At 42.7% G+C, this 26,961-nt stretch carries 23 protein-coding genes; 8 read left to right on the top strand and 15 right to left on the bottom strand.

Annotated elements, in window-relative coordinates:
- Positions 1-756: 756 nt before the first annotated feature.
- Entirely contained in the window at positions 757-3,141 is a 2,385-nt protein-coding gene (locus GFB47_RS11695) for a Lon protease family protein (protein WP_153448990.1), read from the bottom strand.
- Positions 3,142-3,400: 259 nt separating this feature from the next.
- Here GFB47_RS11695 and GFB47_RS11690 point away from each other — a divergent pair, with 259 nt between their 5' ends.
- From GFB47_RS11690 to GFB47_RS11680, 3 genes are all read left to right on the top strand, one after another.
- A complete protein-coding gene (locus GFB47_RS11690) occupies positions 3,401-3,826 on the top strand; it encodes a VOC family protein (RefSeq protein WP_153448262.1) in 426 nt (141 codons plus the stop codon).
- A 73-nt stretch (positions 3,827-3,899) separates the two neighbouring features.
- Positions 3,900-4,532 carry an NAD(P)H-binding protein gene (locus GFB47_RS11685; RefSeq protein ID WP_153448261.1) on the top strand — a complete coding sequence of 211 codons (633 nt, stop codon included), beginning with the start codon at positions 3,900-3,902 and terminating at the stop codon, positions 4,530-4,532.
- Positions 4,533-4,630: 98 nt separating this feature from the next.
- Entirely contained in the window at positions 4,631-5,026 is a 396-nt protein-coding gene (locus tag GFB47_RS11680; RefSeq protein WP_153448260.1) for a GFA family protein, read from the top strand.
- 116 nt (positions 5,027-5,142) lie between these two features.
- On the opposite strand, the gene GFB47_RS11675 is transcribed toward GFB47_RS11680, so the two are convergent.
- The 3 genes from GFB47_RS11675 to GFB47_RS11665 are packed head-to-tail and all read right to left on the bottom strand — an operon-like array spanning position 5,143 to position 7,772.
- Positions 5,143-5,937 (bottom strand): ABC transporter permease, encoded by a 795-nt coding sequence (locus GFB47_RS11675; RefSeq protein WP_153448259.1) that lies wholly within the window; start codon positions 5,935-5,937, stop codon positions 5,143-5,145.
- Complete coding sequence (locus GFB47_RS11670) at positions 5,930-6,697, bottom strand: ABC transporter ATP-binding protein (protein ID WP_153448258.1); 768 nt, start codon at positions 6,695-6,697, stop codon at positions 5,930-5,932. The genes GFB47_RS11675 and GFB47_RS11670 overlap by 8 nt, the downstream gene beginning before the upstream one ends.
- 16 nt (positions 6,698-6,713) lie before the next feature.
- Complete coding sequence (locus GFB47_RS11665; protein WP_153448257.1) at positions 6,714-7,772, bottom strand: ABC transporter substrate-binding protein; 1,059 nt, start codon at positions 7,770-7,772, stop codon at positions 6,714-6,716.
- Between the two features lie 320 nt (positions 7,773-8,092).
- On the opposite strand from GFB47_RS11665, the gene GFB47_RS11660 reads away from it, so the two are divergent.
- Positions 8,093-10,942: an FAD-binding and (Fe-S)-binding domain-containing protein gene (locus GFB47_RS11660; protein ID WP_153448256.1), complete on the top strand. Its 2,850-nt coding sequence runs from the start codon at positions 8,093-8,095 to the stop codon at positions 10,940-10,942.
- Between the two features lie 234 nt (positions 10,943-11,176).
- On the opposite strand, the gene GFB47_RS11655 is transcribed toward GFB47_RS11660, so the two are convergent.
- The 3 genes from GFB47_RS11655 to GFB47_RS11645 form a co-directional block, all read right to left on the bottom strand.
- Complete coding sequence (locus tag GFB47_RS11655; RefSeq protein ID WP_153448255.1) at positions 11,177-11,584, bottom strand: hypothetical protein; 408 nt, start codon at positions 11,582-11,584, stop codon at positions 11,177-11,179.
- A gap of 538 nt (positions 11,585-12,122) precedes the next feature.
- Positions 12,123-13,256, bottom strand: coding sequence for a glycine cleavage system aminomethyltransferase GcvT (gcvT, locus tag GFB47_RS11650; RefSeq protein ID WP_153448254.1), 1,134 nt, complete (start codon positions 13,254-13,256; stop codon positions 12,123-12,125).
- A 103-nt stretch (positions 13,257-13,359) separates the two neighbouring features.
- Positions 13,360-13,950 carry a helix-turn-helix domain-containing protein gene (locus GFB47_RS11645; protein WP_153448253.1) on the bottom strand — a complete coding sequence of 197 codons (591 nt, stop codon included), beginning with the start codon at positions 13,948-13,950 and terminating at the stop codon, positions 13,360-13,362.
- Between the two features lie 395 nt (positions 13,951-14,345).
- Between GFB47_RS11645 and gcvH the strand changes: the two genes are divergently transcribed.
- Positions 14,346-14,729, top strand: coding sequence for a glycine cleavage system protein GcvH (gene gcvH, locus GFB47_RS11640; protein ID WP_153448252.1), 384 nt, complete (start codon positions 14,346-14,348; stop codon positions 14,727-14,729).
- Between the two features lie 137 nt (positions 14,730-14,866).
- Complete coding sequence (gcvP, locus tag GFB47_RS11635) at positions 14,867-17,749, top strand: aminomethyl-transferring glycine dehydrogenase (protein WP_153448251.1); 2,883 nt, start codon at positions 14,867-14,869, stop codon at positions 17,747-17,749.
- A 118-nt stretch (positions 17,750-17,867) separates the two neighbouring features.
- On the opposite strand, the gene GFB47_RS11630 is transcribed toward gcvP, so the two are convergent.
- From GFB47_RS11630 to GFB47_RS11600, 7 genes are all read right to left on the bottom strand, one after another.
- A complete protein-coding gene (locus GFB47_RS11630) occupies positions 17,868-18,503 on the bottom strand; it encodes a Vat family streptogramin A O-acetyltransferase (RefSeq protein WP_153448250.1) in 636 nt (211 codons plus the stop codon).
- A gap of 80 nt (positions 18,504-18,583) precedes the next feature.
- Positions 18,584-20,158, bottom strand: coding sequence for a sensor domain-containing diguanylate cyclase (locus GFB47_RS11625; RefSeq protein WP_153448249.1), 1,575 nt, complete (start codon positions 20,156-20,158; stop codon positions 18,584-18,586).
- Between the two features lie 315 nt (positions 20,159-20,473).
- Positions 20,474-21,121, bottom strand: a complete 648-nt coding sequence (locus GFB47_RS11620; RefSeq protein ID WP_153448248.1) for a DUF3157 family protein — start codon at positions 21,119-21,121, stop codon at positions 20,474-20,476.
- A gap of 39 nt (positions 21,122-21,160) precedes the next feature.
- Positions 21,161-21,517, bottom strand: coding sequence for a helix-turn-helix domain-containing protein (locus GFB47_RS11615; RefSeq protein WP_153448247.1), 357 nt, complete (start codon positions 21,515-21,517; stop codon positions 21,161-21,163).
- 118 nt (positions 21,518-21,635) lie between these two features.
- On the bottom strand, positions 21,636-22,115 hold the full coding sequence (locus GFB47_RS11610) for a DUF1097 domain-containing protein (RefSeq protein WP_153448246.1): 480 nt from the start codon (positions 22,113-22,115) through the stop codon (positions 21,636-21,638).
- Between the two features lie 200 nt (positions 22,116-22,315).
- A complete protein-coding gene (locus tag GFB47_RS11605; protein ID WP_153448245.1) occupies positions 22,316-23,191 on the bottom strand; it encodes a DMT family transporter in 876 nt (291 codons plus the stop codon).
- 139 nt (positions 23,192-23,330) lie between these two features.
- Complete coding sequence (locus tag GFB47_RS11600; RefSeq protein ID WP_153448244.1) at positions 23,331-24,962, bottom strand: diacylglycerol kinase family protein; 1,632 nt, start codon at positions 24,960-24,962, stop codon at positions 23,331-23,333.
- Between the two features lie 321 nt (positions 24,963-25,283).
- On the opposite strand from GFB47_RS11600, the gene hpf reads away from it, so the two are divergent.
- Positions 25,284-25,643, top strand: a complete 360-nt coding sequence (gene hpf / locus GFB47_RS11595) for a ribosome hibernation-promoting factor, HPF/YfiA family (RefSeq protein WP_153448243.1) — start codon at positions 25,284-25,286, stop codon at positions 25,641-25,643.
- A gap of 116 nt (positions 25,644-25,759) precedes the next feature.
- Here the strand turns inward: hpf and GFB47_RS11590 are convergent, their stop codons facing one another.
- Positions 25,760-26,104, bottom strand: a complete 345-nt coding sequence (locus tag GFB47_RS11590; RefSeq protein WP_153448242.1) for a YajD family HNH nuclease — start codon at positions 26,102-26,104, stop codon at positions 25,760-25,762.
- Positions 26,105-26,385: 281 nt separating this feature from the next.
- Between GFB47_RS11590 and GFB47_RS16830 the strand changes: the two genes are divergently transcribed.
- Positions 26,386-26,961: a hypothetical protein gene (locus tag GFB47_RS16830; RefSeq protein WP_233282250.1), complete on the top strand. Its 576-nt coding sequence runs from the start codon at positions 26,386-26,388 to the stop codon at positions 26,959-26,961.

Here is a 26,961-nt window from a genome sequence, read left to right as displayed (position 1 = left end):
CCCCAAATCACTTAGTGAACTAAGCTCATGGGGCTTCGCTTACTTGCCGCCTCACTGTAACTTCAATTACTTTGGGGATAACAATCGAGTGTTGTAGCCAAGGTGACAAAATTTCTAGCAGCGGCCTTTTTGCCACCTTTTTTGGCTGTTGAAAAAAGGTTGGTCGCCGAAGGCTGTGCGGTGAACCTACCAAAAAACAACCTTCAAATAAACCGCTGCAATTCCACACATGAACCAAAACCTAATAGCCTACAACCAGTTAATTCTCAACACTTTGTAGGAGATCCTGAACTACGTTCGCATTGACAGTTTGCAGTTAGAATTACAAGCGAGATTCCCTGTCTCTTCGCTTAGGCTCATGCATGGAATGACGATTTCCTCACCGGTGTATGGGCATAAACATTTTAGAAAAAGGCATCGTACCAATGATCGGATCGCTGCCTTGTTAGTATGAAACTTTATTGTTTGGTATTAGGGGCTGTTGATCTTTCGTGATTAAATTTTGTTCGAGATAAAAGCCTTTTAATCGAGGCAAGTCGATTGAAGCCTAGTTATTCTAAGTAAATGAGACTTAACGAAGAGTAAAAGGCTTTTAGCCGAACCCTTCGGGCTGCGTTTGTTGGTCTTTTCTACTTCGTCATCGGCTTTTCGTGTAGCCAGCTACACCACAAAGCCTCTTCCTTGTACGAAAACCCAACAATTCGCAGCAAAAACAACCACGAAAGATCAACAGCCCCTAATCTTCTGCAAGATTCTCTACCGCCTTAGTGCATTCAACTTAGCTTGAGTGATCCCAAAGACACTGCCGACTTTGAAAGTGAAATCATCTGCAATTTCTCCAGCTTCAATTCCGGTGAAAATTTCAATGGCTTGAGTCACATGCTCAATCGGCCAAATATGAAATTCCCCTTTGGCAACGGCGGTTCTGACTTCAAGCGACAACATCAAGTTTTGCACATTCGATTGTGGAATGATCACCCCTTGAGAGTGCTGGCGTCCTTTAATTTTACATACCTCAAAGAAGCCTTCGATTTTCTCATTCACACCACCAATTGGCTGCGCTTCACCAAACTGATTCATCGAACCGGTAATAGCAATATCTTGGCGTAACGGCAATTTAGAGTAAGCAGACACTATCGCGCAAACCTCTGCCATTGAAGCGCTATCTCCATCTACGCCACCATAAGACTGCTCAAAAGTAATATGCGTCGTCAGTGGGATTTTTGCGCTGCGACCTAAAATCGATGCCAAATATGCCGACAAGATCATCACCCCTTTCGAGTGAATACTGCCACCTAAATCGACATTACGTTCGATATCTAAAATATCGCCGTCACCAAATGCCGTCGTGGCGGTAATTCGATTGGGCGCGCCAAACATGTGATCGGTGGTGGATAACACAGATAACGCATTGACCACACCCACCGCCGAGCCTTGGGTTTTAATCAAAGTGGTGCCATTGGTGAACGTTTCCATCACATTGTCTTGCACTCGATTAACCCGCAACTCTTGGTTACTCAAAGCTTGATCAACATGAGAAGCGCGGATCAAATTCGACTTCGCTCCACGCGCCACATAATTAGATTCACGCAATAAATTGGCAATATGAGCCGAATGCAAAGACAACTTATTTTGATTACCCGACATACGCGAGCTGTGTTCGATGATCTTGGCGATGGCTTTTTTATCGCAATGCAACATACCGTTGTCGTGCACAATGCTGGAAATAAAACGCGCATAATGCATTTCGGCATCTTGAGTTCTCGGCATTTCATCTTCAAAATCGGCGGTCACCCGAAACAGTTCACTAAACTCCGGATCGTAATGTTGCAGCAGTTGATAAGTATTATAATCACCAAATAAAATGATCTTTACATCCAAGGGAATAGGCTCAGGATCGAGCGAGACCGCACCACTTAGCGTCACCTCTTTTTCCAGTGACGTTAAGCTTAATTGCCGAGCCCGTAACGCACGTTTAATGCCATCCCACACATAAGGTTGTTCTAACACTTTAATCGCATCAAGCAGCAATACCCCGCCATTGGCTTTATGAATGCTGCCCGATCGGATCAATGAGAAATCGGTAAATACGGTGCCTTTATAAGTGGCGGTTTCAACACAACCAAATATGCTGTGATAATTTGGCGTATCTTCCACCACAATTGGAAAGGTATTTTGTTGTTGATTAACCAATACGTTAATGCTGTAACGACGCGGTAATTTGCCATCTAAAGAGGCGGACGCGATCTCATTTTGCTCATCGCTTTCTTGTAAGAAGATATCAACATTTTCGACAATGTCTTTTTGCAGTTCAGTTAAGTGTTGCTTAATTTCAGGGTGATCGGAATAGGTCTCTTTTAACGCTTTAATTTGATAAGCCAACACCTCTAACGTGGTTTCATCATTGAGTTTTTTTAACTTATCACTGAATGACTCTTCCCATTCGGTGAGCTGGCGCACCATGCCACGCAACTTAAATTCAAGTGCATCAATGGTGGTACGAAAGTAATCTTGCTCTTTACGGGTCAATGCATCAAAGGTTTCTTCGTTATGCATCGTTTCATCATCAAACATGGCGATAAATTCATAGTCGCCTTGCATGGTCACCGTTAAGCTTATCCGCTTATCTTTGGCTTCTTTGGTGATCTCTTCTAACGCGCTTTGCTGTTTTTGATTGAGCTGATTTTTAAGCTTTTCCGAGCGATTAAAATACACTTCGTTATCAAAAGCTAACGGCAGAGCTTTAACCAATTTACCTAACAGTTTTTCAATATCTTGACGCAACTGCTTACCCAAACCCACCGCTAATTTCAGCACCTTTGGCTTACGCAGATCTTCGAAATTGGTAACATAACACCAATCAAATATTTGTAAGTCATCGGGTTGATGGCGATTGAGATAACGCAAGATCATGGTGCGTTTGCCTAACCCATTTTGCCCAGAAGCGTAAATATTGTAGCCTTTGTCTTTTATCGACATAGCAAATTCGACCGCTTTTTGCGCGCGCTCTTGCCCGACTATTTCATCAATCGGCGGGATATCTTTGGTCGATTTACAAGGAAGCTGATCAAGATCGGCTGGGTTGTAAAGCTGGTCGGCATCGAGAGTATGAAGAAGCGATGCAGGAGATGTTGAATACATATTTTCAGGATGAAGATCGGTTGGATGCGAATTTTTCGACATAAGCAATCCTTACTTAGTTAAAAATCATGAAACTACTGTAGCATTGCATCCTTTTAGAATAGTACGTTTTTATCGTAGTTTGAGGTATTTAGGTTAAATTGAGGCTTAAACGGTTAAATTTCAAGCAAGTTATTAGCCAATAATAATGTTGTCAACTAAGGTAATTGGGTAACCCATTCCATACATGACTGTTTGATTTCGTCCATAGGAGACATTTATGACCTTATCCCCTTTTCATCTTGCAATCCCTGTTTATGATATCGATTTAGCCCGTGATTTTTATCATGATATTTTTGGACTTGAAGAAGGTCGTTCTAGCAAAGATTGGGTTGATTTTAACTTTTATGGCCATCAACTGGTCATCCATAAACACCCAAAAACCACTACTCAAGAACATGCTTATACTAATGCAGTCGATGGTCATCATGTTCCTGTACCTCACTTTGGTATTGTATTGCAATGGCAACAGTGGGAAGCACTCGCCGAACGATTAAAGCATTTTAATATTGAATTTGTGATTGATCCTTACATACGTTTTCAAGGTCAAGTTGGGGAGCAAGCGACAATGTTCTTCTTCGACCCTTGTGGTAACGCCTTGGAATTCAAAGCGTTTAAGGACATGAATCAACTCTTTGCTAAATAGTTTATTATTGGGCATTCTGAAGCGATTAAATTTGTTTCGACATAAAATTCGGTGAGTTAATTAGAGGGAATAAATGAAATTATTGATCATTGGCGCTACTGGATTAGTTGGGCGACACGTTTTGGATCTCGCATTAGCCGACCCAAGAGTGACCGCCATTATCGCTCCAACTCGTAGAGCGTTAACCTCTCACCCTAAATTGACTTCCACCATGATCGATTTCGAGCAACTCTCCGCCGAACAATCATGTTGGAATGTTGATGCCGTGATCTGTACGTTAGGTACCACAATTAAGTCTGCAGGATCGAAAGCCGCGTTTAAACGTGTCGATCATGATTACCCATTAATGGTCGCGCGGCTTGCTCACCAACATGGAGCATCCAGCTATATTCTTAACTCTGCCCTCGGTGCCAACCCGACTTCAAAAGTCTTTTATAACCAAATAAAAGGTGAAGTAGAACAAAATTTACAAACCATCGGCTTTGACTCTTTAACCTTTGTTCAACCTGGTTTAATCGGTGGCAAACGGGATGATTTTCGATTTGGCGAACGAATATTAGCAATCGCTTTAACATTAACTCAGCCATTATTACCTAAGCGATGGCGCATTAGCCCTGCCAGTAATATTGCACAAGCTCTGTTAGATTCAGCCGTAGAATCTAAGCCTGGTTGCCATCGTATTCGTTCGGCTCAATTAGCAAATTAATTCTCATAACTTCGATAAGATAAATTTAACTCAAAAAAGTTAAAGGTAATCAGCCATTCAGGCTATATTCCCCCATTATGAAACAAGGAGGTTTCAGTATGATAAAACAAGTCGGTAATACCGTAATTCAACTCAAGCATAAGGCCACTTGTCACTGCGGATCCGTGGTGCTTGAGCTAACTCTACCTAATGGTATCGAGAATCCACGCCGATGTGATTGTTCAATTTGCAGAAGAAAAGGCGCAATTGTGGGTTCCGTCGATTTATCTGGTATTCGTATTATTAAAGGTGAGGAAGTATTAAAGCTTTATCAATTTAATACAGAGATCGCCAAACATTATTTTTGTTCAAATTGCGGTATCTACACCCATCATCAACGTCGTTCTAATCCGAATGAATACGGTTTTAATATTGGGTGCCTTGAGGGCGTTAATCCGTTTGATTTAGGGGATATTGTCACAAGTGATGGTGTCAATCACCCTGCAGATAAATGATAGACAACGCCATAACTGCATCTTTATGGATACGCTATGGCGTTTATGGACAAGTTTCATTTATGGACAAATATCGCAATGTTGAATTAGAAGCGCATGGATTAAGAAGCGGAAACTCATCGCCAGCGCAACACTCGCTTCTCAATTTGCCCAATAACAAAACTAATGATAACCCCGAGTAATGACAATATTGCCACGCCAGTAAACAGTCGGTCGAGATCATATAATGAACCAGCTTCTAAAATATACGCGCCAATACCATATTCCGCCCCGAGCATTTCCGCCGCGACCAGTAGAATAATGGCAATCGCTAAGCTGACACGTAAACCAGATAAAATACCTGGCATTGCACCTGGTAATACAATTTTTCGCACAATCGACAACCACGACATCGAAAAACTCTGCCCCATGCGAATAAGTGAACGATCGACATTATCGACAGCGCCATAGGTTGCGACCACCGTTGGCGTAAAAGTGCCAAACGCGATCAATGCATATTTAGAAGCTTCATCAATTCCAAACCAGATCACAAATAATGGCAACAATGCAATTTTAGGAATTGGAAAAATAGCGGAAATCAAAGGCACTAAGCCCGCCCGAGCCAATGAAAACAGTCCGATGATTAAGCCTAAACCGATCCCAACAACCACGCCGATACTAGCACCAACCGCTAAACGAGTTAACGAAGGTAGTAACTGCTGCCACAATAAACCGCTTTGGTATAAATCGACAAAGGTTGCCCATACATTTGACGGCATTGGCATGGTGAGCGGTGAAAGAAACCCCGTTCGAGAACCTAACTCCCACAACAAAATCAATACGATAAAAGTGCAAACACCAATCCAAACTTTAGGCTGTGGGTCAAAACCACCACCACGAAAGGGAACCGCTTTTCGAGTTGCATTATCCATCAATCAACTCCCCTTCTGCCGCCATCGCTTCATCTCGCATCAAGTCCCATAAATACGCTTGTTTTTCGGTTAAAGTGGCATTTCCTGCAAGACGCTCACTCAGCGGAATATCAATATCGACGACCTTATGAATACAGCCGGGACGACGTGATAACACCACAATTTTATGTCCAAGACGGACGGCTTCATTTAAGTTATGCGTCACATACACGCCAGTAAATGGCTCTTTAGTCCAAAGGTGAACCAAATCATCCATTAATAGCTCACGCGTTTGGCTGTCTAATGCCGATAACGGTTCATCCATTAACATCACCGCCGGTTTTACCGCTAACGCACGAGCAATCGCCACACGTTGTTTCATACCACCAGACAATTGCTTAGGTAATGCTTGACGAAAATCGGTTAAATTCGTGCGCGTCAATACATCCGTAATAATGTCATTTACTTGTGCTTTAGATAATTTATGATCTTCTAACACCACACTAATATTCCCTTCTACCGTGCGCCAAGGCAATAAAGCAAAATGTTGAAAAACATACGTTAATGGGTTCAAACAAGCTTGTGGTGGTTCGCCAACTTGAAATATTTGCCCAGAAGTCGCCTGTTCTAAACCGCCAATTAAGCGTAATAATGTCGATTTCCCACAACCAGAAGGGCCAACAATACACACAATTTTTCCCGCCGGAATATCTAAAGTGATATCTCTCAGCACTTCCATTTGTCCGTATGAATGGCCGAGTTGTTCAATGCTTAAATTCATTTTTTTCCCTTGGCATTTATTTGGTATCAGGCTTTTCATCAACCGTTTTAACGTAACTGGTATCTACGATATCGGTTAATTTAATCGACGCTTTCACCATTTTTCCTTGCTGAAACCAATCCAATTGATTTTGCAAAGACGCCATATAGAGGAAGTTGTCCGCATTTAAACGCATCGAACCGTTAATAATACTTGGTGCGGCTTTTTCTAACGGACGATCGGTATAAATATATTTATGGATCAATTTCACCATATCATCTTGGCCTTGCTGACCAGCAGTATGATCCACCATTGCGGCATTATAATCCGCAGCACCTTTGGCTAACGCAGTTAAAAATGCTTGAGTTTGATCTCTTTCATCACTGGCATTCTTAGTCGACGTAAATACGGTGGTTACCTGATAATTTGGCAGGTAATCAGACACATTACCGATAATATGAACCGCGCCGCTGTCGGCTAATGGTTTGGCAATATGTGGAACAATCGACCATGCATCGACTTGACCAGACTTTAAAGCGCCAATAATCGCGCCGACTTTTTGTAGTGGTTTAAATCTAAGATCAACGCCTTCTTGTTGCTCTATTTGTGAACCAACATAATGAAAAGAAGATCCTTTTTGGGAAATTGCCCAGACCTTACCATCGAGCTTTGATGGATCGGTGACACCCGATTCAAAGGCTTTATTCGATACGACTATTTTTTGCCCATTAACCTTGGGATCTTCAGTTAAAGACCCACCAATTATCTTAATCGCCCCTTTATCGGCTAAAGAAATCAATCCCCCCGACATGGCTGTCACGGCATAATCAACATCTTTCGAGGCTACGGCCACCGCCATTGGTTGAGCCGCTTGAAAGAATTTTAATTTAACGTCGAGACCTTGTTGTTTGAAATAACCTCGCTCAACGGCAACAAAGGTCGCAGCGTGACTGGTAAAGCGTAATGCGCCCACGGTAATTTCGGTGTTGGGTGTGACCGCTTTATCTTGCGCAAAAATGTTAGCGGTATAAATAGTGGATAAAACAACAAATGATCCAATTAAGGTCCGTAGCGATTTTCTTTGAAGGTTGAACATCCTGTTCTCCATAACGGTTATTTTTATTGTTATTTTTCATATCGTAACAAACTTATATTTCGTTACAGATTTCTTCCATACTATTAACCTATTCCATTTTATAGCTTGAATCAATGCTCAAGCGAGTTTTAAGCTTAAACATTGAATGGCCAAACATGCTGATCTGCGCTCAATCTAAAGTGATGGCATCAACATCATAACAATATCAACCCACGTATCATCTTCGATATTGATTATGGCGAGTAAAAGCAACTTAGGTATATACTGATGCGTGATCTTCTATATAACCCAATGATAATAAACGCATGGTACTAAACAATATGGACATTTATTCTCAACTCGAACACAACTTAGCTCAGCGCATCAATCGCGAGCGCATTATTAGCCAGCAAGATAAATGTTTGGCTTATGGTACCGATGCTAGCTTTTACCGCTTAGTGCCTAAGATTGTGTTACGTATTCAAGATATCGACGAGTTGCTTTATGCCATGCGTTGTTGCCGAGAACTGAAAGTACCATTTACCTTTCGCGCAGCGGGAACCAGCCTTTCTGGGCAAGCGGTATCCGATTCGGTCTTAATTACTCTTACCGATGATTGGCGAAAACATCAAATACTCGATAATGGCGACAAGATTTCACTACAACCTGGGGTGATTGGCGCAGATGCCAACAAATACCTCACGCCTTTTTCGCGTAAAATTGGTCCCGATCCGGCTTCAATCAATGCCTGTAAAATTGGGGGCATTGCAGCAAATAACTCCAGTGGCATGTGTTGTGGCACCGCGCAAAATTCCTATCAAACCCTAGACAGCATGAAGATTGTGTTTGCCGATGGTTCAATTTTAGACACCAGCAACCCGCAAAGTATTGAAACCTTTAAACGCACCCACCCCGATTTTATTGGCCGTATAGCGGCTCTGGCGCAAGACACCAAAAGTAACCACGAACTGGCACATTTAATTCAGCATAAATACCGGTTAAAAAACACCACAGGTTATGCGATTAATGCCTTGGTGGATTTCACCGATCCTATCCAAATTATCCAACATTTAATGATAGGTTCAGAAGGCACATTAGGTTTTATTGCCGAGATCACCTACCACACGGTTATTGAACATCAACATAAAGGTTCGACATTATTAGTTTTTGCCGATATTGAACAAGCCAGCCAAGCGGTAAGCATTTTAACGAATACCCCTGTTGCCGCGGTAGAAATGATGGATGGCCGTTCACTGCGATCGGTTGCCGATAAACCTGGCATGCCTGCATTTATTAAACACTTAGATTTAGAAGCTACTGCCTTGCTGATCGAATCACACGCGACCGATCACGAACAATTAGCCGACCAATGTGAGCAAATTTTAAGCCGACTGGACGATTTCAACATCATCGAATCCGTGCCTTTCACCACCGAGGCAGAAACCGTTGCCGGATTGTGGAATATTCGTAAAGGCTTGTTCCCTGCGGTAGGGGCGGTTCGAGAAGCGGGTACTACGGTGATCATCGAAGATGTGGCTTTTCCGGTTGAGCATTTAGCCAACGGGGTACGAGAGCTTCAGCAGTTATTTGAAAAGTATGATTATTCTGAAGGGATCATTTTTGGTCATGCGCTAGACGGCAATTTACACTTTGTGTTTACTCAAGGATTTGAAGCACAAAGTGAAGTCGAGAGATACGGCCAGTTTATGGATGATGTCACTCAATTAGTGGCAGTAAAATACCAAGGTTCATTAAAAGCCGAACATGGCACTGGCCGAAATATGGCGCCATATGTCGAACTCGAATGGGGCAAACAAGGCTATCGCTTAATGCAGCAAATCAAAGCATTGTTTGATCCGCAAGGGTTATTAAATCCTGGGGTTATCATTAATCCCAATCCTCAAGCGCATTTAAGTGATTTAAAACCAATGCCCAAAGCGGATGATTTAGTCGATCGCTGTATTGAATGTGGATTTTGTGAACCAGTATGCCCATCTCGCACGTTAAGTTTATCGCCACGTCAGCGCATTGTGTTATATCGAGAATTACAACAGCAACGCCGCGACGGCAAACAAACCGCCAAACATCTTGCAGAGCTATTTAACTACCAAGGGATTGAAACCTGCGCCGCCACCGGCTTATGCGAGCAACGTTGCCCAGTCGGTATTAACACCGGTGATTTAGTTAAAAAACTGCGCGCTGAGAAGTATCCAACCAAACAAGATCAAGCTGAACACTTTCCGCTTATTGCCCGTTGGACCAGTGATAACTTTGCCACCAGCGCCAAAATCATCAAAACGGGTCTTAGCATTAACAACATTATGACTAAGCTCATCAGTCGCAAAGGCATGGCGAGTATGGTCAATGGAATGCGTAAATTAACCCATGAACGCACACCAATGTGGTTAGCCGAAATTCCCCCAGCCAACCCACATAAACTGCCAATGCACACATTAGATGAAGCCGCTAGCGATCGCAGCAAGATCGCCGATGTTCAACACAAGAAGGTGGTTTATTTTCCATCTTGTGTGAGCCGCACTATGGGCTCAAACACTAATGCGCCTTCATTAACCGCGATCACTATGTCGTTATTAACTCAGGCAGGATTTGATATTATCTTGCCGAAAAATCTCAGCGAACAATGCTGTGGAATGCCATACAAAAGCAAAGGAATGGATGCGCTTGGAGATAAAAAATCTCACCAACTCGAAGAAACCTTATGGCAAGCCAGCCAACAAGGCACCTATCCGATATTGATGGATACCAGCCCATGTGTGAAACAAAGCTTACAATTGTTTAGTAAAGGACTGAGTATTTACGAACCCTCTGATTTTATTATCGAGCACGCCGCTGAACACTTAACGCTTAAACCGATCGACGAAACGGTTATGCTGCACGTCACTTGCAGCAGTCGCATGATGGGGCTTGAAAGCAAGATGCTCGCCCTCGCAACACAATGCGCGAAAAACGTGATCGTACCGGAGCATATTCAATGTTGCGGCTGGGCTGGCGATAAAGGCTTTAATACCCCAGAGTTAAATCAAGCGGCACTGCACCCATTAAAAGCCCAAGTCCCCACCCACTGCACTCGCGGTTTTAGTAACAGCCTAACCTGTGAAATCGGCCTATCGCACCACAGCGGTATTCCTTATCAATCTATTTTGTATTTAGTGAGCGAAGCGGCGCAGTGAGTATGTTGATCGTTATCAACGCATAACCGACAATAAAAAACCCAATAAAACCAGTGTGAAGATGAGGTTTTATTGGGTTATTGACTGTGTAAAGTGGAAGCACTATTTTGCGATCGCTGGAATCACCACAACAACTAAACAAGCTCCCTCCCTTAACCAATGTATTAACATTAAGCGTCGAAGTTCACCGTCAAGGAAGGGCTGGGGCGGGTTGATGCATATATCCTAAAACATTTACTTTCTCTTACTGATCTCCACTAAAGTCTTATTCCACGCGGTGTTGCCATCTCGCTTAGAGACATCATATTCAGAACAAAACTGTGAGATAGTCATGTTGTTATCGCTGGTGGCGAGCTTTAACGCCAATTGAACTCGCTGCAGTTTACTCTGCAGACGCAAAACTTGACCGGCATTGGGGTTCTTTTCTTTGGCAAACTTTAAGGCTGCATGTTTACGCTCTGCCGCGCCCGCTCTACGGTCGGCTTCGCCTAAAAGATATTTAAGTTGCGCTAAACTTTGCCCTTTTTGGAAAGCAGGCTCAATCAGTTCAACGCACTCGTCAAAAGACGGGTTGACCACATAAGGATCAATTTTACGAGCTTGTTGGCGCATCCATTTTAGTGCGAGTTCTTCATCTGACATAATCAAATCTTTACCAAGAAAATAGCCTTACATGTTATCGCTCAATAGCAAAGCGTTGCAATAAAAAATTAACTGATTTGAGGCGGAAGTGATCTAAACCTGCCTAAATTTTGCTTGGCGGAAAGACTCTATTTGATACACCAATCATAGATGATTGGTGAGGCTTCTTGCGAACATGGACGTGCGCTTGAAGCCGATATAAAAAATAGAGTGTTGCAGCCAAGGTGACAAAATTTCTAGCAGCGGCCTTTTTGCCACCTTTTTTGGCTGTTGAAAAAAGGTTGGTCGCCGAAGGCTGTGTGATCAGCCATCAATATTCTATAAACTGAAAAATATCGACATATCTAACAAACAAAAACGGCAGGAATGAGTACTCATCCCTGCCGTTTGTCTTTAATTAAACATCCAGATTAATCGCAGTTTTTAACACGCTTATCTATTCATTGCACCAGATATTAACCGCGCTATTTTTTTAACCACATCGATCTATTAACCACGCTATTTTTTAACCACGCTATTTTTTAACCACGCCTATCTATTAACCACGATAGTAACGCTGTGGCACAAACGGCATTTTCTCAACCAGCATTGGCAGTTTCTTACCACGCACATCAGCAAAGATTTCAGTACCAATGACTGATAAGTTAGTACTTACATACGCCATTGATACTGGTTTACCAGCCGTAGGCCCTGCTGTTCCGCTGGTAACAATACCAATTTCATTATCAGCAGCATCAAATAATTTTGTCCCTTCACGCACCGGCGCTTTGGTTTGTCCCACTAAGCCAACACGTTTACGCACTACATCTTTAGTGGCAATCTGTTGCAAAATGATATCAGCGCCTGGGAAGCCACCAGCACGTTCACCATCAGCTCGGCGCGGCTTACTAATACCCCACAACAAGCTCGCTTCTACTGGCGTGGTGGTGGTATCCAGATCGTGTCCGTATAAACACAAGCCGCACTCTAAACGCAGTGAATCACGCGCGCCTAAACCAATCCACTCTACTTCTTCAAATGCCGTTAAGGTATTGGCAAATTCGACCGCTTGCTCACTTGGCACAGAGATCTCATAGCCATCTTCACCGGTATAGCCCGAACGGCTAACAATGCACTCAATGCCATTTAATTGAATCACTTTCACATCCATAAACAACATTTCGCTGACAGACGGTTCGATGCGAGCCAACACTTGCGCCGCTTTCGGGCCTTGCAGTGCTAATAATGCGCGGTCTTCAATCACTTCGATTTCAACATCACTTGGCAGGTTCGCTTGTAGGTGAGCAATATCTTGCGCTTTACAGGCCGCGTTAACCACCACGAACAGATGATCGCCTAAGTTCGCCACCATCAAATCATCCATGATGCCGCCTTGCTCATTGGTAAAGAACGCATAGCGCTGTTTCCCAGCAGGAAGATCGATAATATCAACCGGTACAAGCGACTCTAAACCCGCCGCAGCATTCGCGCCTTTTAAGCGTAATTGCCCCATGTGAGACACATCAAAAAGCCCCGCGGCATCACGCGTATGCAAATGCTCTTTTTTCACACCTAATGGATATTGCACTGGCATGTCGTAACCAGCAAAAGGAACCATTTTTGCACCCGCTTCTACATGCACATCGTATAAAGGTGTTTTCAGTGGGGTTTGTGTCGCGTGCTGCTCTGTCATGTATCCTCCAACGGATTATCCAGTGTTTTGGTTACGCACTCCCATTCGGGCTTGCGGCTTGTTCTTTCGATATAAATGTCAAATATTGTTGTCGATATCGGTATTATTTCGCCGTCACCCACAATATTAAACCGTCATTTTCTCCGGTTGAGATCAGCGTATGCCCCATACTGGCATCGTAATACACACTATCGCCTTCTTTTAAATCAACCGGTTCATAAAATTCACAATAAAAACGGACTTCGCCTTCCAGTACCAACAAAAACTCTTCCCCGTCATGGCGGATCCACTCTTGATAATCATCAAAATGGCGCGATCGAATACGGCTTTTAAAGGGCACCATTTTTTTATTTGATAATTGACTGGCCAACAGTTCATGCTCATAAGTAGATGTTGGATGCGGCTTGCCTTGCCCCTTTAAAGTAATATCGCGTCGCCCTACCGCACTGGTTTGCTTTGGCGGTTCAAAGATCTGCGGAATAGGCATATCCAGCCCAGTTGCTAATTTTTGCAATGCTTGAAAGGTTGGTGAGATCTGGCTATTTTCCATTTTTGATAATGTAGAGCGCGCCAACCCCGTTCGCTTGCTGGCTTCTTCAAGCGTGAGCCCCATTTGCAAACGGATATCTTTCAGTCTTTGCCCTAAATCCAGTGGCGTGAGCGTTTGATCGCTATCATCAGACTGAAATTTCATTTTTGTTGATCCTAAGCTCACGGATATCCCTTATCTTAATTGCGCGGATGCGGCTAAATAACCTTTTAACTCCACCACATGGCGCAATCGATTGCCAAAATCTGAGTTAATCGATAATACAGAGTACGCCGTGTTCAACCATAGCAACAAAGTTCAAAAAAGTGCGGCTTGTAGCAAAATTAGAAATCTTGTTTCTTATAGGAAACTTTTGGTTGAATATTTGACCTATGAAAAGTATGTTATGGAGATATATCACGCTTTATTATGAAGCTAAATATCAAACAAAAAACTTTTACTCAATGAAACTTGTGATGGTTTGCCGCGATAAATACGATTCCAAAGCAAACGATTGCGTATAAATCACTGATCCAACAGACATACTCTGGAGCAAGAAAATGGATATGACTCTTAAGTTTACAGAAAGCCACGAATGGGTTCGCGATAACGGCGACGGTACGGTTACTATCGGTATTTCTGAGCATGCACAAGAAATGCTTGGCGATGTGGTTTTTGTCGATCTGCCTGAAGTGGGCGACACCGTCGATGCGGGCGAAGGTTTTTCACTGGTTGAGTCAGTTAAAGCGGCGTCAGATATCTACTCTCCTGTGACCGGCGAAATCGTTGAAATTAACGAAGACTTAGAAGATAGCCCAGAGCTAATTAACAGCGAATCTTACGATGGCGGCTGGATTGCGAAAGTGAAGATTGAAGATGCGTCTGAATTAGAAAACTTAAAAGATGCCGAAAGCTACCTAGCAGCAATCGAAGAAGACGAGTAAAACTAAAATCCAATCATCTTATATGGTTGGATTTTTCATTTATATTCGCAAATTCAATCATATAAAGTCAGTGAACTCTTTCACTGGCTTTTCCTTTAGGTAGTTTGACGTAAAAAGATCTAAGTTTAGGGATAACCATGACTAATTTATTAAACTCTCTTAGCAATAACGAAGAATTTATCGGTCGCCATAATGGCCCGAATAGCACCGACCAACAACGCATGTTGGATATCATCAATGAGCTAAGTGAAACCAAAGCGAATAGCCTAGATGATCTGATCACTCAAACCGTTCCTGCACACATTCGCCTCGAAAGTGCGATGGAACTTAAAGCCCCAATGTCTGAAAACGACATGCTGGGACAAATGAAACAATTCGCCAATCTCAATACCATTAAGCGCACCTTTATTGGTCAAGGTTATTACAACACCTTCACGCCTAATGTGATCCTACGAAATGTGCTTGAAAATCCAGGTTGGTACACTGCCTACACGCCTTATCAACCAGAAATCTCACAAGGCCGTTTAGAGTCACTGCTGAATTACCAACAAATGGTGATGGACCTAACAGGCATGGACATTGCCAACGCCTCATTATTAGATGAAGCAACGGCGGCTGGTGAAGCGATGACACTGTGCAAGCGCGCAGGAAAAAGCAAAAGCAGCGTATTCTTTGTTGCCGATGATGTGCACCCACAAACGATTGAAGTGGTAAAAACTCGCGCAGAATTTATTGGCTTTGAAGTCATGGTTGGCAATATCGACACTCTGGCCGAGCAAGACGTATTTGGCGCATTGCTGCAATACCCAAGCACCACCGGTGAGGTTCGTGATTTAACCGACATAATCAGCGCCGCTCAAGCCAATAAAACCCTTGTGACGGTAGCAACCGATCTACTGGCTTCAACGCTATTAAAACCGGCCGGTGAAATGGGCGCAGATGTGGTGATTGGCAGCGCGCAACGTTTTGGCGTCCCAATGGGATACGGCGGTCCACACGCTGCATTTATGGCAACGCGTGAGAAACACAAACGTACCATGCCAGGTCGAGTCATTGGCGTATCGATTGATAGCAAAGGCAACCAAGCGCTGCGCATGGCAATGCAAACGCGTGAGCAACATATTCGCCGCGAAAAAGCGACCTCAAACATCTGTACTGCTCAAGCTTTACTGGCGAACATGGCATCGTTTTATGCGGTCTATCATGGCGCGGAAGGTTTACGCACGATTGCTCGTCGCACTCATCACCTTACCGCGATTTTAGCGGCTGGCTTAAAACATTCAGGTTATGAGCTCGCCAATAGCAGCTTCTTTGATACCATTACCATCAACAGCCAAGAACACACCGAGCGCTTGTATCATGCGGCGCAACATGCCGGTATTAACTTGCGTAAAAAGCCGACTCAACTTGGCATTAGCTTAGATGAAACCACCACTGCGGATGACATCGAAGCACTATTTGCTGTTTTTGGCATTGAATGGAAAGTTGATACCTTTGCGTCGGATATTGCCGCTAACGAATTTGCGGCCATTCCAGAAAACTGTCGCCGTACTTCAAGCTACCTAACTCATCCGGTGTTCAACACCTATCATAGTGAAACACAAATGATGCGTTACTTGAAAAAGCTTGAAAACAAAGACTTCTCATTAACGCATGGCATGATCCCACTGGGCAGCTGTACCATGAAGCTCAATGCCGCCGCCGAAATGATCCCAATCACTTGGCCTGAATTTGGCAGTATTCACCCATTCGCACCGCTCGATCAAGCCGCTGGTTACACCGCTTTAGCCGCTTCATTAAAGCAACAACTGTGCGAAATCACCGGATATGATGAATTTTCACTGCAACCAAACTCAGGTGCTTCGGGCGAATACGCCGGTTTAATTGCAATCCAGCGTTACCATCAAAGCCGCGGTGAAGGGCATCGTAATGTATGTTTGATCCCAAGTTCGGCCCATGGTACGAACCCTGCAACGGCGTCAATGGTGTCGATGAAAGTCGTGGTGGTCATGTGTGATGAATACGGTAACGTCGATATTCAAGACTTAGCCGCTAAAATTGATAAGCACCGCAGCAACCTAGCCAGCATTATGATCACTTACCCATCGACGCATGGTGTGTATGAAGAACAAGTGCAGAAAGTGTGTGACATGGTGCATGCCGCAGGCGGTCAAGTGTATTTAGATGGCGCGAATATGAACGCTCAAGTCGGCCTAACAAATCCAGGCGTGATTGGTGGCGATGTATCGCACTTGAACTTACACAAAACCTTCTGTATTCCACATGGCGGCGGCGGCCCGGGTATGGGTCCGATTGGGGTTAAATCGCACCTTGCACCTTTCCTACCTGGTCATATTGAAAATGGCGTGGTCGGTAAAGAATACGCGGTTTCTGCCGCCGATCTTGGCAGCGCATCCATTCTACCTATCTCGTGGGCCTACATTGCCATGATGGGCGGTAAAGGCTTAACCGAAGCCACTAAAGTTGCGATTTTGAATGCCAACTACATTATGGAACGTCTACGTCCTCATTATCCGGTGTTATACCGCGGTCATCATGGCCGTGTGGCGCACGAATGTATTATTGATATTCGTCCTCTTAAAGAAGCCACCGGCATTAGTGAAGAAGACATTGCTAAGCGTTTAATGGACTACGGTTTCCATGCGCCAACGATGTCATTCCCAGTGGCGGGTACTTTGATGGTTGAGCCGACCGAATCGGAAGATAAAACCGAGCTAGACCGTTTTTGTGATGCGATGATCGCGATTCGCAAAGAGATGGATAAAGTGCAGCAAGGTGAATGGCCGCTAGACAACAACCCGTTAGTCAATGCGCCGCACACTCAAGTCGATTTGATCGCCACCGAATGGGATCACCCATACAGCCGCGAGATCGCTTGCTTCCCAACCGCGCACACTCAAGGCTCGAAATACTGGCCGACCGTAAACCGCGTAGATAACGTCTACGGCGACCGTAATTTGATCTGCTCATGTCCGAGCATTGATAGCTATGCAGAGTAGTGCAAAGAAAGTAGAGTAGCGTAAAGAACGCAGACTAAAACGAGCACTCAATTGGGTGCTCGTTTTTTTTGATTTGAAATTCATATTTTTGCTGAGATGATCTTAGTCGTATGTATCATCAACCACAGACTTTAGCTAAAGCATCTAAATCATTATTGGTGATCAATTCAAGATTTTCGGTAATGGTTTTGCTGTCCCAATCCCACCATGCAATCGCCAGTAATGTTTCAATTGTTGTTTCATCGAAGCGATATTTAATCACTTGAGCAGGATTACCGCCTACAATGCTGTAAGCAGGTACATCAGATGTCACCACGGATTTACTGGCCACAATCGCGCCATTGCCAATACTAACACCCGGCATAATGGTCGACTCATAACCTAGCCATACATCATTGCCAATGGTGGTATCGCCTTTATACGGTAGCGTCCCTGCTGCGGGTAAGCTTTTAGCCCAATCTTCACCAAAGATATAAAATGGGTATGAGGAGAAACCCGACATTTTATGATTGGCACCATTCATGATGAATTGGACACCTTTCGCAATGGCACAGAACTTACCAATAATTAATTTATCGCCGATGAATGGGAAATGGTAGAGCACATTCGATTCAAACCGTTCCACCCCTTCAGGATCATCATAATAAGTATAATCCCCCACTAAAATATTGGCTGAGGTAATAAAATTTTTCAGAAAACCAACTTGAGGGAAACCCTTCACTGGCTCTTTATTATTTGGATCTGGGTAAGTCACGCATTATTCCTTTAGGTTTTCTGCTGATACTTCTACGATAAAACCGTAGATTACTCTATTTATAATTTTTGAATTTCAGTTTAAATCATATATTCGTTTGCATTGCTTGCGGCTTGTTCAGTATTGGTCCGACTGACAAACGCTACGTTATTTTTGCCTTCTCGCTTCACTTCATACATCACAAGATCAGCCAGTTTAATCAATTCAAGTGGGTCTTGAGAGTCATCAGGATACATAGAAATACCAATACTTGAGCTAATATTTATCAGCTGATTATCAATTTTAAATGGTTCTGCAATCGCGTGTAACATGCGCTCTGCAATCATTGCCACTGATGCCTGATCGGCAACACCGTTAAAGAGCATCAGAAACTCATCACCACCAATACGAGCAACCGTATCAATATCACGCACACATGAGCGTAACCTTGTTGCCACCGACTTTAATAGCGCATCACCAGTGCCATGTCCAAAGGTATCGTTAACCGACTTAAAACCATCTAAGTCCATAAATAGCACCGCTAATTGGCCGTTGCTTTGCTTAGCTGCGATGATTGCCTTTTCAAGCCTGGTCATGATCAGTTGTCGAGTCGGCAGGCCAGTTAAGGTGTCGTGTTGGGCTAAATGTTGAATTTTTTGTTTGGCGTGTTTTAGCTCGGTGATGTCTTCTTTTACCGCAACAAAATGACGGATCTGATTGTTTGTTCGTTTAACCGGTGAGATTGATGCCAATTCCCAAAATGCCTTATCGGCTTGTTTATTTTGAGTCAGTAATTCGCCACGCCATATTTTTCCCGCTCCTAGAATATCGGACATTTTTTTCTGATCTTCCAGCGACATGGTATCGGCATCAAAAATATCAGCCCGCTGGCCGAGCACTTCATCTAAACGATAACCAGTTTTATTTAATGCTGACGGATTCACATACTCAATATTCCACTTATCATCAGTGATCACAATTGAAGATGCAGATTGATCGACTGCCAGTGAGATCATTCGTAATTTGGCCAGTAAGATTGAATAGCTTTGTACAATAATGATAATGGTAAAGCCAATAATGATAAAAATAGTACCTAGATATAAAGAAGTAGTAGCAAGGTTGTGTTCAATCAATGATGGTTGATATGGAAATAATACAGCCATAAAGGCGCGCATAAAGTGAAAGAAACCAAATAAGGCAAAAAGCACCGTAACAATTTTTCTTGTCGATCGTTGCTTTTTATTTGCACCGTTTAATAAGACATAAACAATCGCCAGAGAAATTAGCACAGCTGCACCAGAAAACACCACGACGCGAGCATTTTGAAAATTGGCAATATAATAAAGGACAAAGTAGCACCCGGCCACTAGCGGTAGAAATGCAAAATCAAATGCGAGGGAGCTGGAGCGATTAGAAAATATTTTAACGCCAATAAATATCAGCTGAAACCCTATAATATAACCGGCATTGGCAATAAATAGCGGTAACATATCAGAGGCCTGAGTTCGGGTTAATAACACCACACCTGAAAGCCCGATAAAAGCCATACCTGCCGCCCAAAAACCAATCCCATTCGGTTCTGTTTGGGTTCGCCAAAAAGCTGCTAACGTCATAGCAGAACAAATAGAAATTAAAACAATAACAACAAGTAGCGTCCAATTATCGATAGGTAACACGTCAATACCACCCTAATCATCCATTCCATTTAACCACGACTTCCAAGTTATGGCTTCATATTCGTTAGAGTTTCGATTTAAGACCATTTACATCTAAAACTTAACCACAAACGTTGATTATCATTATATTCATCAGCTTAGATAATACAGAAAACTAACAATTAATAATCTATTCAATAATACCTCTCTCAAATATTAATTTCACCAATGGATAGTTGTTAAATATATGTTCATTGATTGAAAACAACAATCCCGCTCTTAAAGCGGGATTTTCATATCATTTCAATTTAATCGGTTCTCGTTAAACCCTTGATATCACCAAGTATCTAATTCTGTGATTTTTAGCGTCATCAGTTGTTTTTTCCATTGGCTTTTATCAATGCCTTCTACCCAAACCACTTTTGATTGACGTGTTTCGCCTTTACGAAGATAAGTCTCTGGCATGCGCTTGATGGCTTGCCATACCTGCAATTCTTGTTGTTGCAGTTTAACGCCTTGGTCATTATAAAAATCAGCATTAATTAATACCGTGACCATGCTATCGCTGCTTGTACTGGCCAAGTTGAACGTTAATCCTAGCTTATTGCCATCCCACTGGGTCTTGGCTAATGAAACCGCAATGCCATTTTTTGCCGTTTGACCGAGTAAAGATGGATTAGCCATCGCTTGAGTGGTTAAGCTTTCCTTGGTCATGCTTGAGGATGTTGTCGCCACCTTAGCACTTGCAGCCCCAGCGACTGGAGCGGCAATCACGCTGGTTTGAGTCTTATTTTTTGACGACACTGGCTCTTTTTTAGTTAAAACATATTCCCAAGTAAAGTCATCCTTTAGCACCACTTGCGCACCATTATCCAGAGTAAATGTGCCGACTTGAGTCGTATTGGCGCTGGCCGACAATGGAACCATGCATAAAATAAGACTGCTACTCACAGCAAGTAAACTGGTTGAAAATCGTTTTAACATAACATTAATCTCAAAAAATAATGGTGGTAATATCTAGGGTTAACCGACCGCTTTCACGGGGCTACAGTAATCTATAATCACTTGATTACCTTCTACCTGAACGCGTTGAATATCGCCGTCTATGATCACACGATTTTGCAAATATACCAACTGTGGTGCATGACCCGATTGGTGTTTTAAAGAAGGGACAATATTGTGAGGTTGCAAATCTAAGATCTGACAAAATTTGGCGATAAAGCTTAATGTTAAAGGCTCTCGTTTGCGCAGTAAGTCGGAAAACTCCACCACGCTGATCCCCAAACGTTTTGCCATATCCATTTGGGTTAAGTGACGCTTGGCTTTATGTGTCATCCATACTTGATATAAAACTTCTCTGTCATCTTCAGTAAACTGCATTTCAACTCCATTGATTGGTCACACTAATATTGGTTTCAGTATCTAGAAGTTTACCGAATGGGATGTCATTCAAACGTCAAATTTGCCCCATCGTTTTTATCTGTACTGTGTGTTCAAATCAATGGCTTTGCTGGGCTGCAACTAATTTGGCTTCGCTTCTTGCTTGTAACCATACTCCGCTGGCTTTCATCAAATAGCCGAATACACCACCAATAAGTAGCGATGGAATAACCAGTTGCCAATTACCGTTAGCGGCAAAAGTGGCACATGCGCCAATGAAAGTACCTGGGATAAAGCTCAGCCAAGATTTTTGCGCTTGAATACACATAAAGAATGACACGATGCCCGTTAGCATATAGCCAATAATTTCACTGCCAAACCATTGTGAACCATAAATAATCAATAACGCCCAACCAATACCAGTTAAGTTAGTCAGTAAACTAATAGCAAGCCCTTTAACCCCTTGGGTAGGAGAAGCAAAATAACTGGTACAACCCAAAAAGCCCGCCCAAGAAAGCAAACCGAGAGAAACCGCTACCCAGCCCCATACTCCAGAAAGCAGACCTGTGGTTAATGAAATTGCGAAAAGTGTCGACATAAACAAGCCTCGTGCCGATCGATATTCTATTCAGAACACCAACCTCTATTAATTCAAGCTTGTATAATAATTAACCATAGACAGGAATAAAAGATTTAGATCACATAATTAATGCAACAAAACCCACTATTACATCGAAATGATAACGCAAGCGATTAACTTATCTCGCTTGCGTGATGAAGAAAGAGAAAGAGGGGAAATCAAACCAACTTACGCCGCTCCCATTGGGTAATAAACACAATCGACATCATCATAATGGCCGCGCCAACCCATAAATTACCCGTTGGAACCCAGCCAAACACCAACCAACCTAAAAAGACATTAAACGGTAATTTGGCTAAATCAAACGGCTGCACAAATGACGCATCCGCGACGGCATAAGCTTTTACAATCGCCCATTGCGCCAACGCGGTCATTGCTCCTGCGCCAATAAGTAACAGCCATACATTCCATCCAATTGGGGTTGACCACTCCGGCAGCGCTAAAAAGAGATTAAATGGGGTTAATAGCACCAATAGATACACCACCATGGTTGAAGGTGAATCGTTGACCGACATTTTCTTTACCATTAATGAATAACAGGCCCAGAAAAATGCCGCACCAACTGGCAGTAAAGTCGCCCAAGTAAAGGAGTCTGACCAAGGCTCTAGAATGATCATCGCACCAACAAATCCGGCTAAAGTTGCCAGCCAACGTGCCCAACCGACTTTCTCTTTTAAGATCAATCCCGAGCCAACCGTAGCAAATAACGGCGACGTCATTAATAGTGCGATCCCTTGCCAAATCGGCACGGGATATGCCAACGCCCAAAACCACAGTTGAATACCAATCACCGATAAAAACACACGCACTGCATGCCACCAAAAATGTTTGGTGTATAACGACTTACGAATACCCAAGGTTTTTAAATACGGCAGGATCGCCACCAGCGCAATCGCGTATTGCAGTAACGCAACCGTAGTAGATGGCAGTGAAAACGTAATACTGATGTATTGAGCAATGCTGTTCACAATAGCGAAAGATAAACCCGCGATCAGCATCCAAGAAGCGCCAAGCGCCGGCGAGTGTTTAGGCATGGTAAAAATGTCTCATCAAAAGGGGAAATGACAAAGGCAGGAATGATAAAGCGATGCCGTTCTAATTACTATCGAAATCCCTGTCTTTGAAATGATAGAGCCGGTATTTATTTTTGTAATAATCCTAAAATCTTCAAGGTCACTGCTCATTAAACCAAGTTGGTACCATCACATTAAGCGAACGTGGCTGAACATTAATCGTGAGCTTATTACTTTCATACAACTCACCATCAATCACATACTTAAAAACTTCATCGCTTGATACCATCACTTGTTTGGCTTGTTTATGCACAAACCCCATAGGCTCTGCTGTGGGCAAAAAATTTGATAGTGCCAATTCTGATAAAGACAGTAAACGCCCTGTCACACTCTCATTGCTTGGCAGGTAGGTAATATCCAAAATACCATCTTGCAGATCAGGTTCTCCGCCACCTTGAGCCAGTAAAGTAGTAAATGGCGCAGCATTGGCGATCACTAAACTGCTCACTTCTACGTTTTTTTGACTTTCACCATCCAGTGTCAAATCAAGCGTAAGAGTATTGTTATTTGAAATAGCGCCCCATAAACCTTTTAGATAGGCCATTTGACCATCGTTATTTTTTTCTTCTCGTTCGGCAAATTCAATCATTTGTTGCTCAAAGCCAACGCCGGCCACCAACAAGATCAGATCCTCATTACAACTGGCGCTATCAATTTGGGTGATCTCACCGTCTAAAATTGCGCCACACGCGGTTTCAACCGGAATGATTTTATTTTCAATCCCATATAGAACGTGACATAACGCATTCGCAGTACCCAGCGGCAAAATTCCCAGCACAATATCAGTATGAATAATTTGGCTCGCCACTTCGGTGACAGTACCGTCGCCGCCCCCTGCAATGATCATCTGAGCATTGGCTTGAATGGCTTGTTTTGCCAATTGTGTTGCCGAAATATCTGGCGTGGTTTCGCGTATTTCGACATGATATTTGGCGGTTATTTTCTCTAGAATTTCATCTTTATAAGTTGCCCACTTTCCGCCACCAGAAACAGGATTGACGATCATCCACACCGTTTTATCAGCAACCAATGCGTTCTCATTATGCAGTTGTTGTAACATTGTCATTTGCTCCTTATTGAGATTGGCCGTGTTGCGGATGTTTTTGATCTTTTTCATCACTTCATCGATACTTAATTGCGGATAGCGACGCAGTAAATAGGCCGCTAAAACAAAGACCGACCGACCGCGCCCTAACGCACAATGCACCACCACTTTTCGAGAACTGGCCAGTTGCACATCCATCCAGTCTAATGCTTTTAATAACTGACGTTTAGAAGGCACTTTATGATCCAATACTGGAAGATTAAAATAATGAAAATCTTTTTCAGCTTTGCGACTTTCTAGGCCATGAAACTCGGCCGTCATATCTAAAATGCTGCTAATTCCTTGCGCTTTAAGCTCCTCCAAATCTTTAGAAAATAATCGACGAGCTAAATACAATTGCGGATCAATACGTTGGATCGGCGCAACCGAATCGTGATGGCGGGCCCAATAGTTATAATAGTGCACTCCAATCAAAAATGGCGCTAACACTAATTGAATACCATTGGGGATCACGCCATTGGGCTTTTTGCGAAACAGATGGGGAAAATTACACAAATAGGCAATGCTGACGACTGACAAAGATAAAGCTATCCATGCTAACGGCAGCGACAGCCAAAAATTAGGGCACAGCAATGCAAGAAGATAAAAGAAAACACTTGCTACGATATAGTATTTAGTGACAAACATTGATCATCCTTTCAAAAGCTTATCCTTGATGTTACCTACTCACAATAAATTACAGTGGGTAAACAACGCTCTAATACACTACAACATAAATGCAGATCAACATCCAATTTTGTGCGTTATTTCAGCAATCAAATGATGCTTGAGAAAGCAGATTTCATCTTTTGTACAATTAACCATCAAGGCAAAATTTCTAATTGTAACTAGACTTAAGAATTAGACATTGGTCTTTGCCAACCGAGATAAAGTTTGATAGGTTGGAAGTAGATTAATTAGGTAACCCGCCTTAAATGATTTAAGGCTCTTCAACAGAAGGTATTGTGTATGAAAGTAAATATCCAAACGCATCATGTCACTATTGGCGACGAATCACGTGCTGACATTGAAAGTAAATTCAATAAAATATCTTCACATTTCCCCGACTTAATTAGCTGCGATATCATCATCACCAAGCAGCATAATGAGCACCACGTAGAAACGTTCTCAAACTATGAAGGTGTGCGCATTTCAGCTAAAGCGGAAGACAAAGTGATGTATCCTGCGATTGCTGCAGCGGTTAAGAAACTGGAAACTGGGCTTAAAAACCGTAAAGGTCAATTAAAATCGGAACTGCATTCAACCCCAACCAGTACCAAACCAGAGATTGCTTCTGATATTATCCAAGAAATGAAGCTCGTCGATTAATTCAACAACCCTATCGTTATAAAAACAAAACCGAGCTCTCAAGGCTCGGTTTTTTTGATCTTAAATCATGAAGAATACATTTTTCTACCCTATCAATATTGAATAGGTATTAACAATTATTTTTTCATTAAGTTTTTTAGATCGGCAAAAGGGTTATGTGTTGCCGATTGATGCTCATCTTCCGTCGGGGTTGAATCTGAACCGTATAAGTCATGTTCTAAATATTTAGAATGCTCATGATCGTGGCAATACAAACACAATAACTCCCAGTTACTGCCATCTTCTGGGTTATTAGTATGGTCATGATCTTTATGATGAACTGTCAATTCACGCAAATTTGAATACACGAACTCGCGTGCACAGTTGCCACATACCCACGGATACAATTTTAATGCTTTCTCGCGGTAACCACTCTCTTGACGTGCATAGGTCGCACTACTGCCATAAAAATCTGAAGCCATGTTTTTTTCCTATCAAATAGACTCGCTTAAGCCTATCATAAATCTTAACCGTGGTTGATTGTTCTCAATCTTATCAACTCTTAATTTATCCAAAATGTCGGCTTTACAGTGTAAATTCTTTATTTCTCTATGACACAATAACAATCAGAGCAAGATATCTTAGCGATAAGAGCAAAGATACTCAAAACGAAGCAAATTGATACGGAGATAGCATGACATGAACGAAACACCCGATGCACCTATCTCCGACGCTCTTAAACTGCATAGCCTTGATCGTTTTATTGCTAATAAGTACTTATAATACTTGGAATGATGCTAAATCCGACGTTGGTAGATTAATACAAAATTTTCAACGTTCTGTTGATGTTTTAGGTAAACGAGTCGTCGAAAATAAAAACCTCTTTGAGCTCGTTTTAGAGACGCCAAATACCCCATTCCCACAATCGGTTATTCCAATTCGTTACTATTCCGACAGCGATGAATATGGTTTCAATAATAATCGCTATAAAGACATTTTATTAAACGGTACTCTGATTGGACTCGGTAAGCCGCCGCGCGATCTACAACAACATAACTATATTCTACCAACGCTAGATCGCATTTGGAGTAGCAGTTTTCCGATGTTATTAAGCACCGATCAATTTTATACCAGTTATCGCTACAATTTTATCTATTCCATGAAGAACCGCACCAACAAAACCAGCACCGACGCTCAACGCCGATCAACCCAGATGATATTTATGTCTCGGTATCGACGGGGATCAGCCAAAGAGAAGATAATGATCTGTTCGATGATACTTATAAGCGCGCTGACGAAGCCTTGTATCAAAGTAAGAAGCAGAACAGATAAAGGCTAA

The sequence above is a fragment of the Vibrio algicola genome, assembly GCF_009601765.2.
GTDB lineage: Bacteria > Pseudomonadota > Gammaproteobacteria > Enterobacterales > Vibrionaceae > Vibrio > Vibrio algicola.
The sequence above is the reverse complement of the archived record's forward strand: the minus strand, read 5'-3'. Positions and strand labels throughout refer to the sequence as shown.

Coding starts and splice junctions, on each gene's coding strand:
- GFB47_RS11695 (WP_153448990.1), bottom strand. CDS start 3,141: ATGTATTCAACATCTCCTGCATCGCTTCTTCATACTCTCGATGCCGAC.
- GFB47_RS11690 (WP_153448262.1), top strand. CDS start 3,401: ATGACCTTATCCCCTTTTCATCTTGCAATCCCTGTTTATGATATCGAT.
- GFB47_RS11685 (WP_153448261.1), top strand. CDS start 3,900: ATGAAATTATTGATCATTGGCGCTACTGGATTAGTTGGGCGACACGTT.
- GFB47_RS11680 (WP_153448260.1), top strand. CDS start 4,631: ATGATAAAACAAGTCGGTAATACCGTAATTCAACTCAAGCATAAGGCC.
- GFB47_RS11675 (WP_153448259.1), bottom strand. CDS start 5,937: ATGGATAATGCAACTCGAAAAGCGGTTCCCTTTCGTGGTGGTGGTTTT.
- GFB47_RS11670 (WP_153448258.1), bottom strand. CDS start 6,697: ATGAATTTAAGCATTGAACAACTCGGCCATTCATACGGACAAATGGAA.
- GFB47_RS11665 (WP_153448257.1), bottom strand. CDS start 7,772: ATGTTCAACCTTCAAAGAAAATCGCTACGGACCTTAATTGGATCATTT.
- GFB47_RS11660 (WP_153448256.1), top strand. CDS start 8,093: ATGGACATTTATTCTCAACTCGAACACAACTTAGCTCAGCGCATCAAT.
- GFB47_RS11655 (WP_153448255.1), bottom strand. CDS start 11,584: ATGTCAGATGAAGAACTCGCACTAAAATGGATGCGCCAACAAGCTCGT.
- gcvT (WP_153448254.1), bottom strand. CDS start 13,256: ATGACAGAGCAGCACGCGACACAAACCCCACTGAAAACACCTTTATAC.
- GFB47_RS11645 (WP_153448253.1), bottom strand. CDS start 13,950: ATGAAATTTCAGTCTGATGATAGCGATCAAACGCTCACGCCACTGGAT.
- gcvH (WP_153448252.1), top strand. CDS start 14,346: ATGGATATGACTCTTAAGTTTACAGAAAGCCACGAATGGGTTCGCGAT.
- gcvP (WP_153448251.1), top strand. CDS start 14,867: ATGACTAATTTATTAAACTCTCTTAGCAATAACGAAGAATTTATCGGT.
- GFB47_RS11620 (WP_153448248.1), bottom strand. CDS start 21,121: ATGTTAAAACGATTTTCAACCAGTTTACTTGCTGTGAGTAGCAGTCTT.
- GFB47_RS11615 (WP_153448247.1), bottom strand. CDS start 21,517: ATGCAGTTTACTGAAGATGACAGAGAAGTTTTATATCAAGTATGGATG.
- GFB47_RS11610 (WP_153448246.1), bottom strand. CDS start 22,115: ATGTCGACACTTTTCGCAATTTCATTAACCACAGGTCTGCTTTCTGGA.
- GFB47_RS11605 (WP_153448245.1), bottom strand. CDS start 23,191: ATGCCTAAACACTCGCCGGCGCTTGGCGCTTCTTGGATGCTGATCGCG.
- GFB47_RS11600 (WP_153448244.1), bottom strand. CDS start 24,962: ATGTTTGTCACTAAATACTATATCGTAGCAAGTGTTTTCTTTTATCTT.
- hpf (WP_153448243.1), top strand. CDS start 25,284: ATGAAAGTAAATATCCAAACGCATCATGTCACTATTGGCGACGAATCA.
- GFB47_RS11590 (WP_153448242.1), bottom strand. CDS start 26,104: ATGGCTTCAGATTTTTATGGCAGTAGTGCGACCTATGCACGTCAAGAG.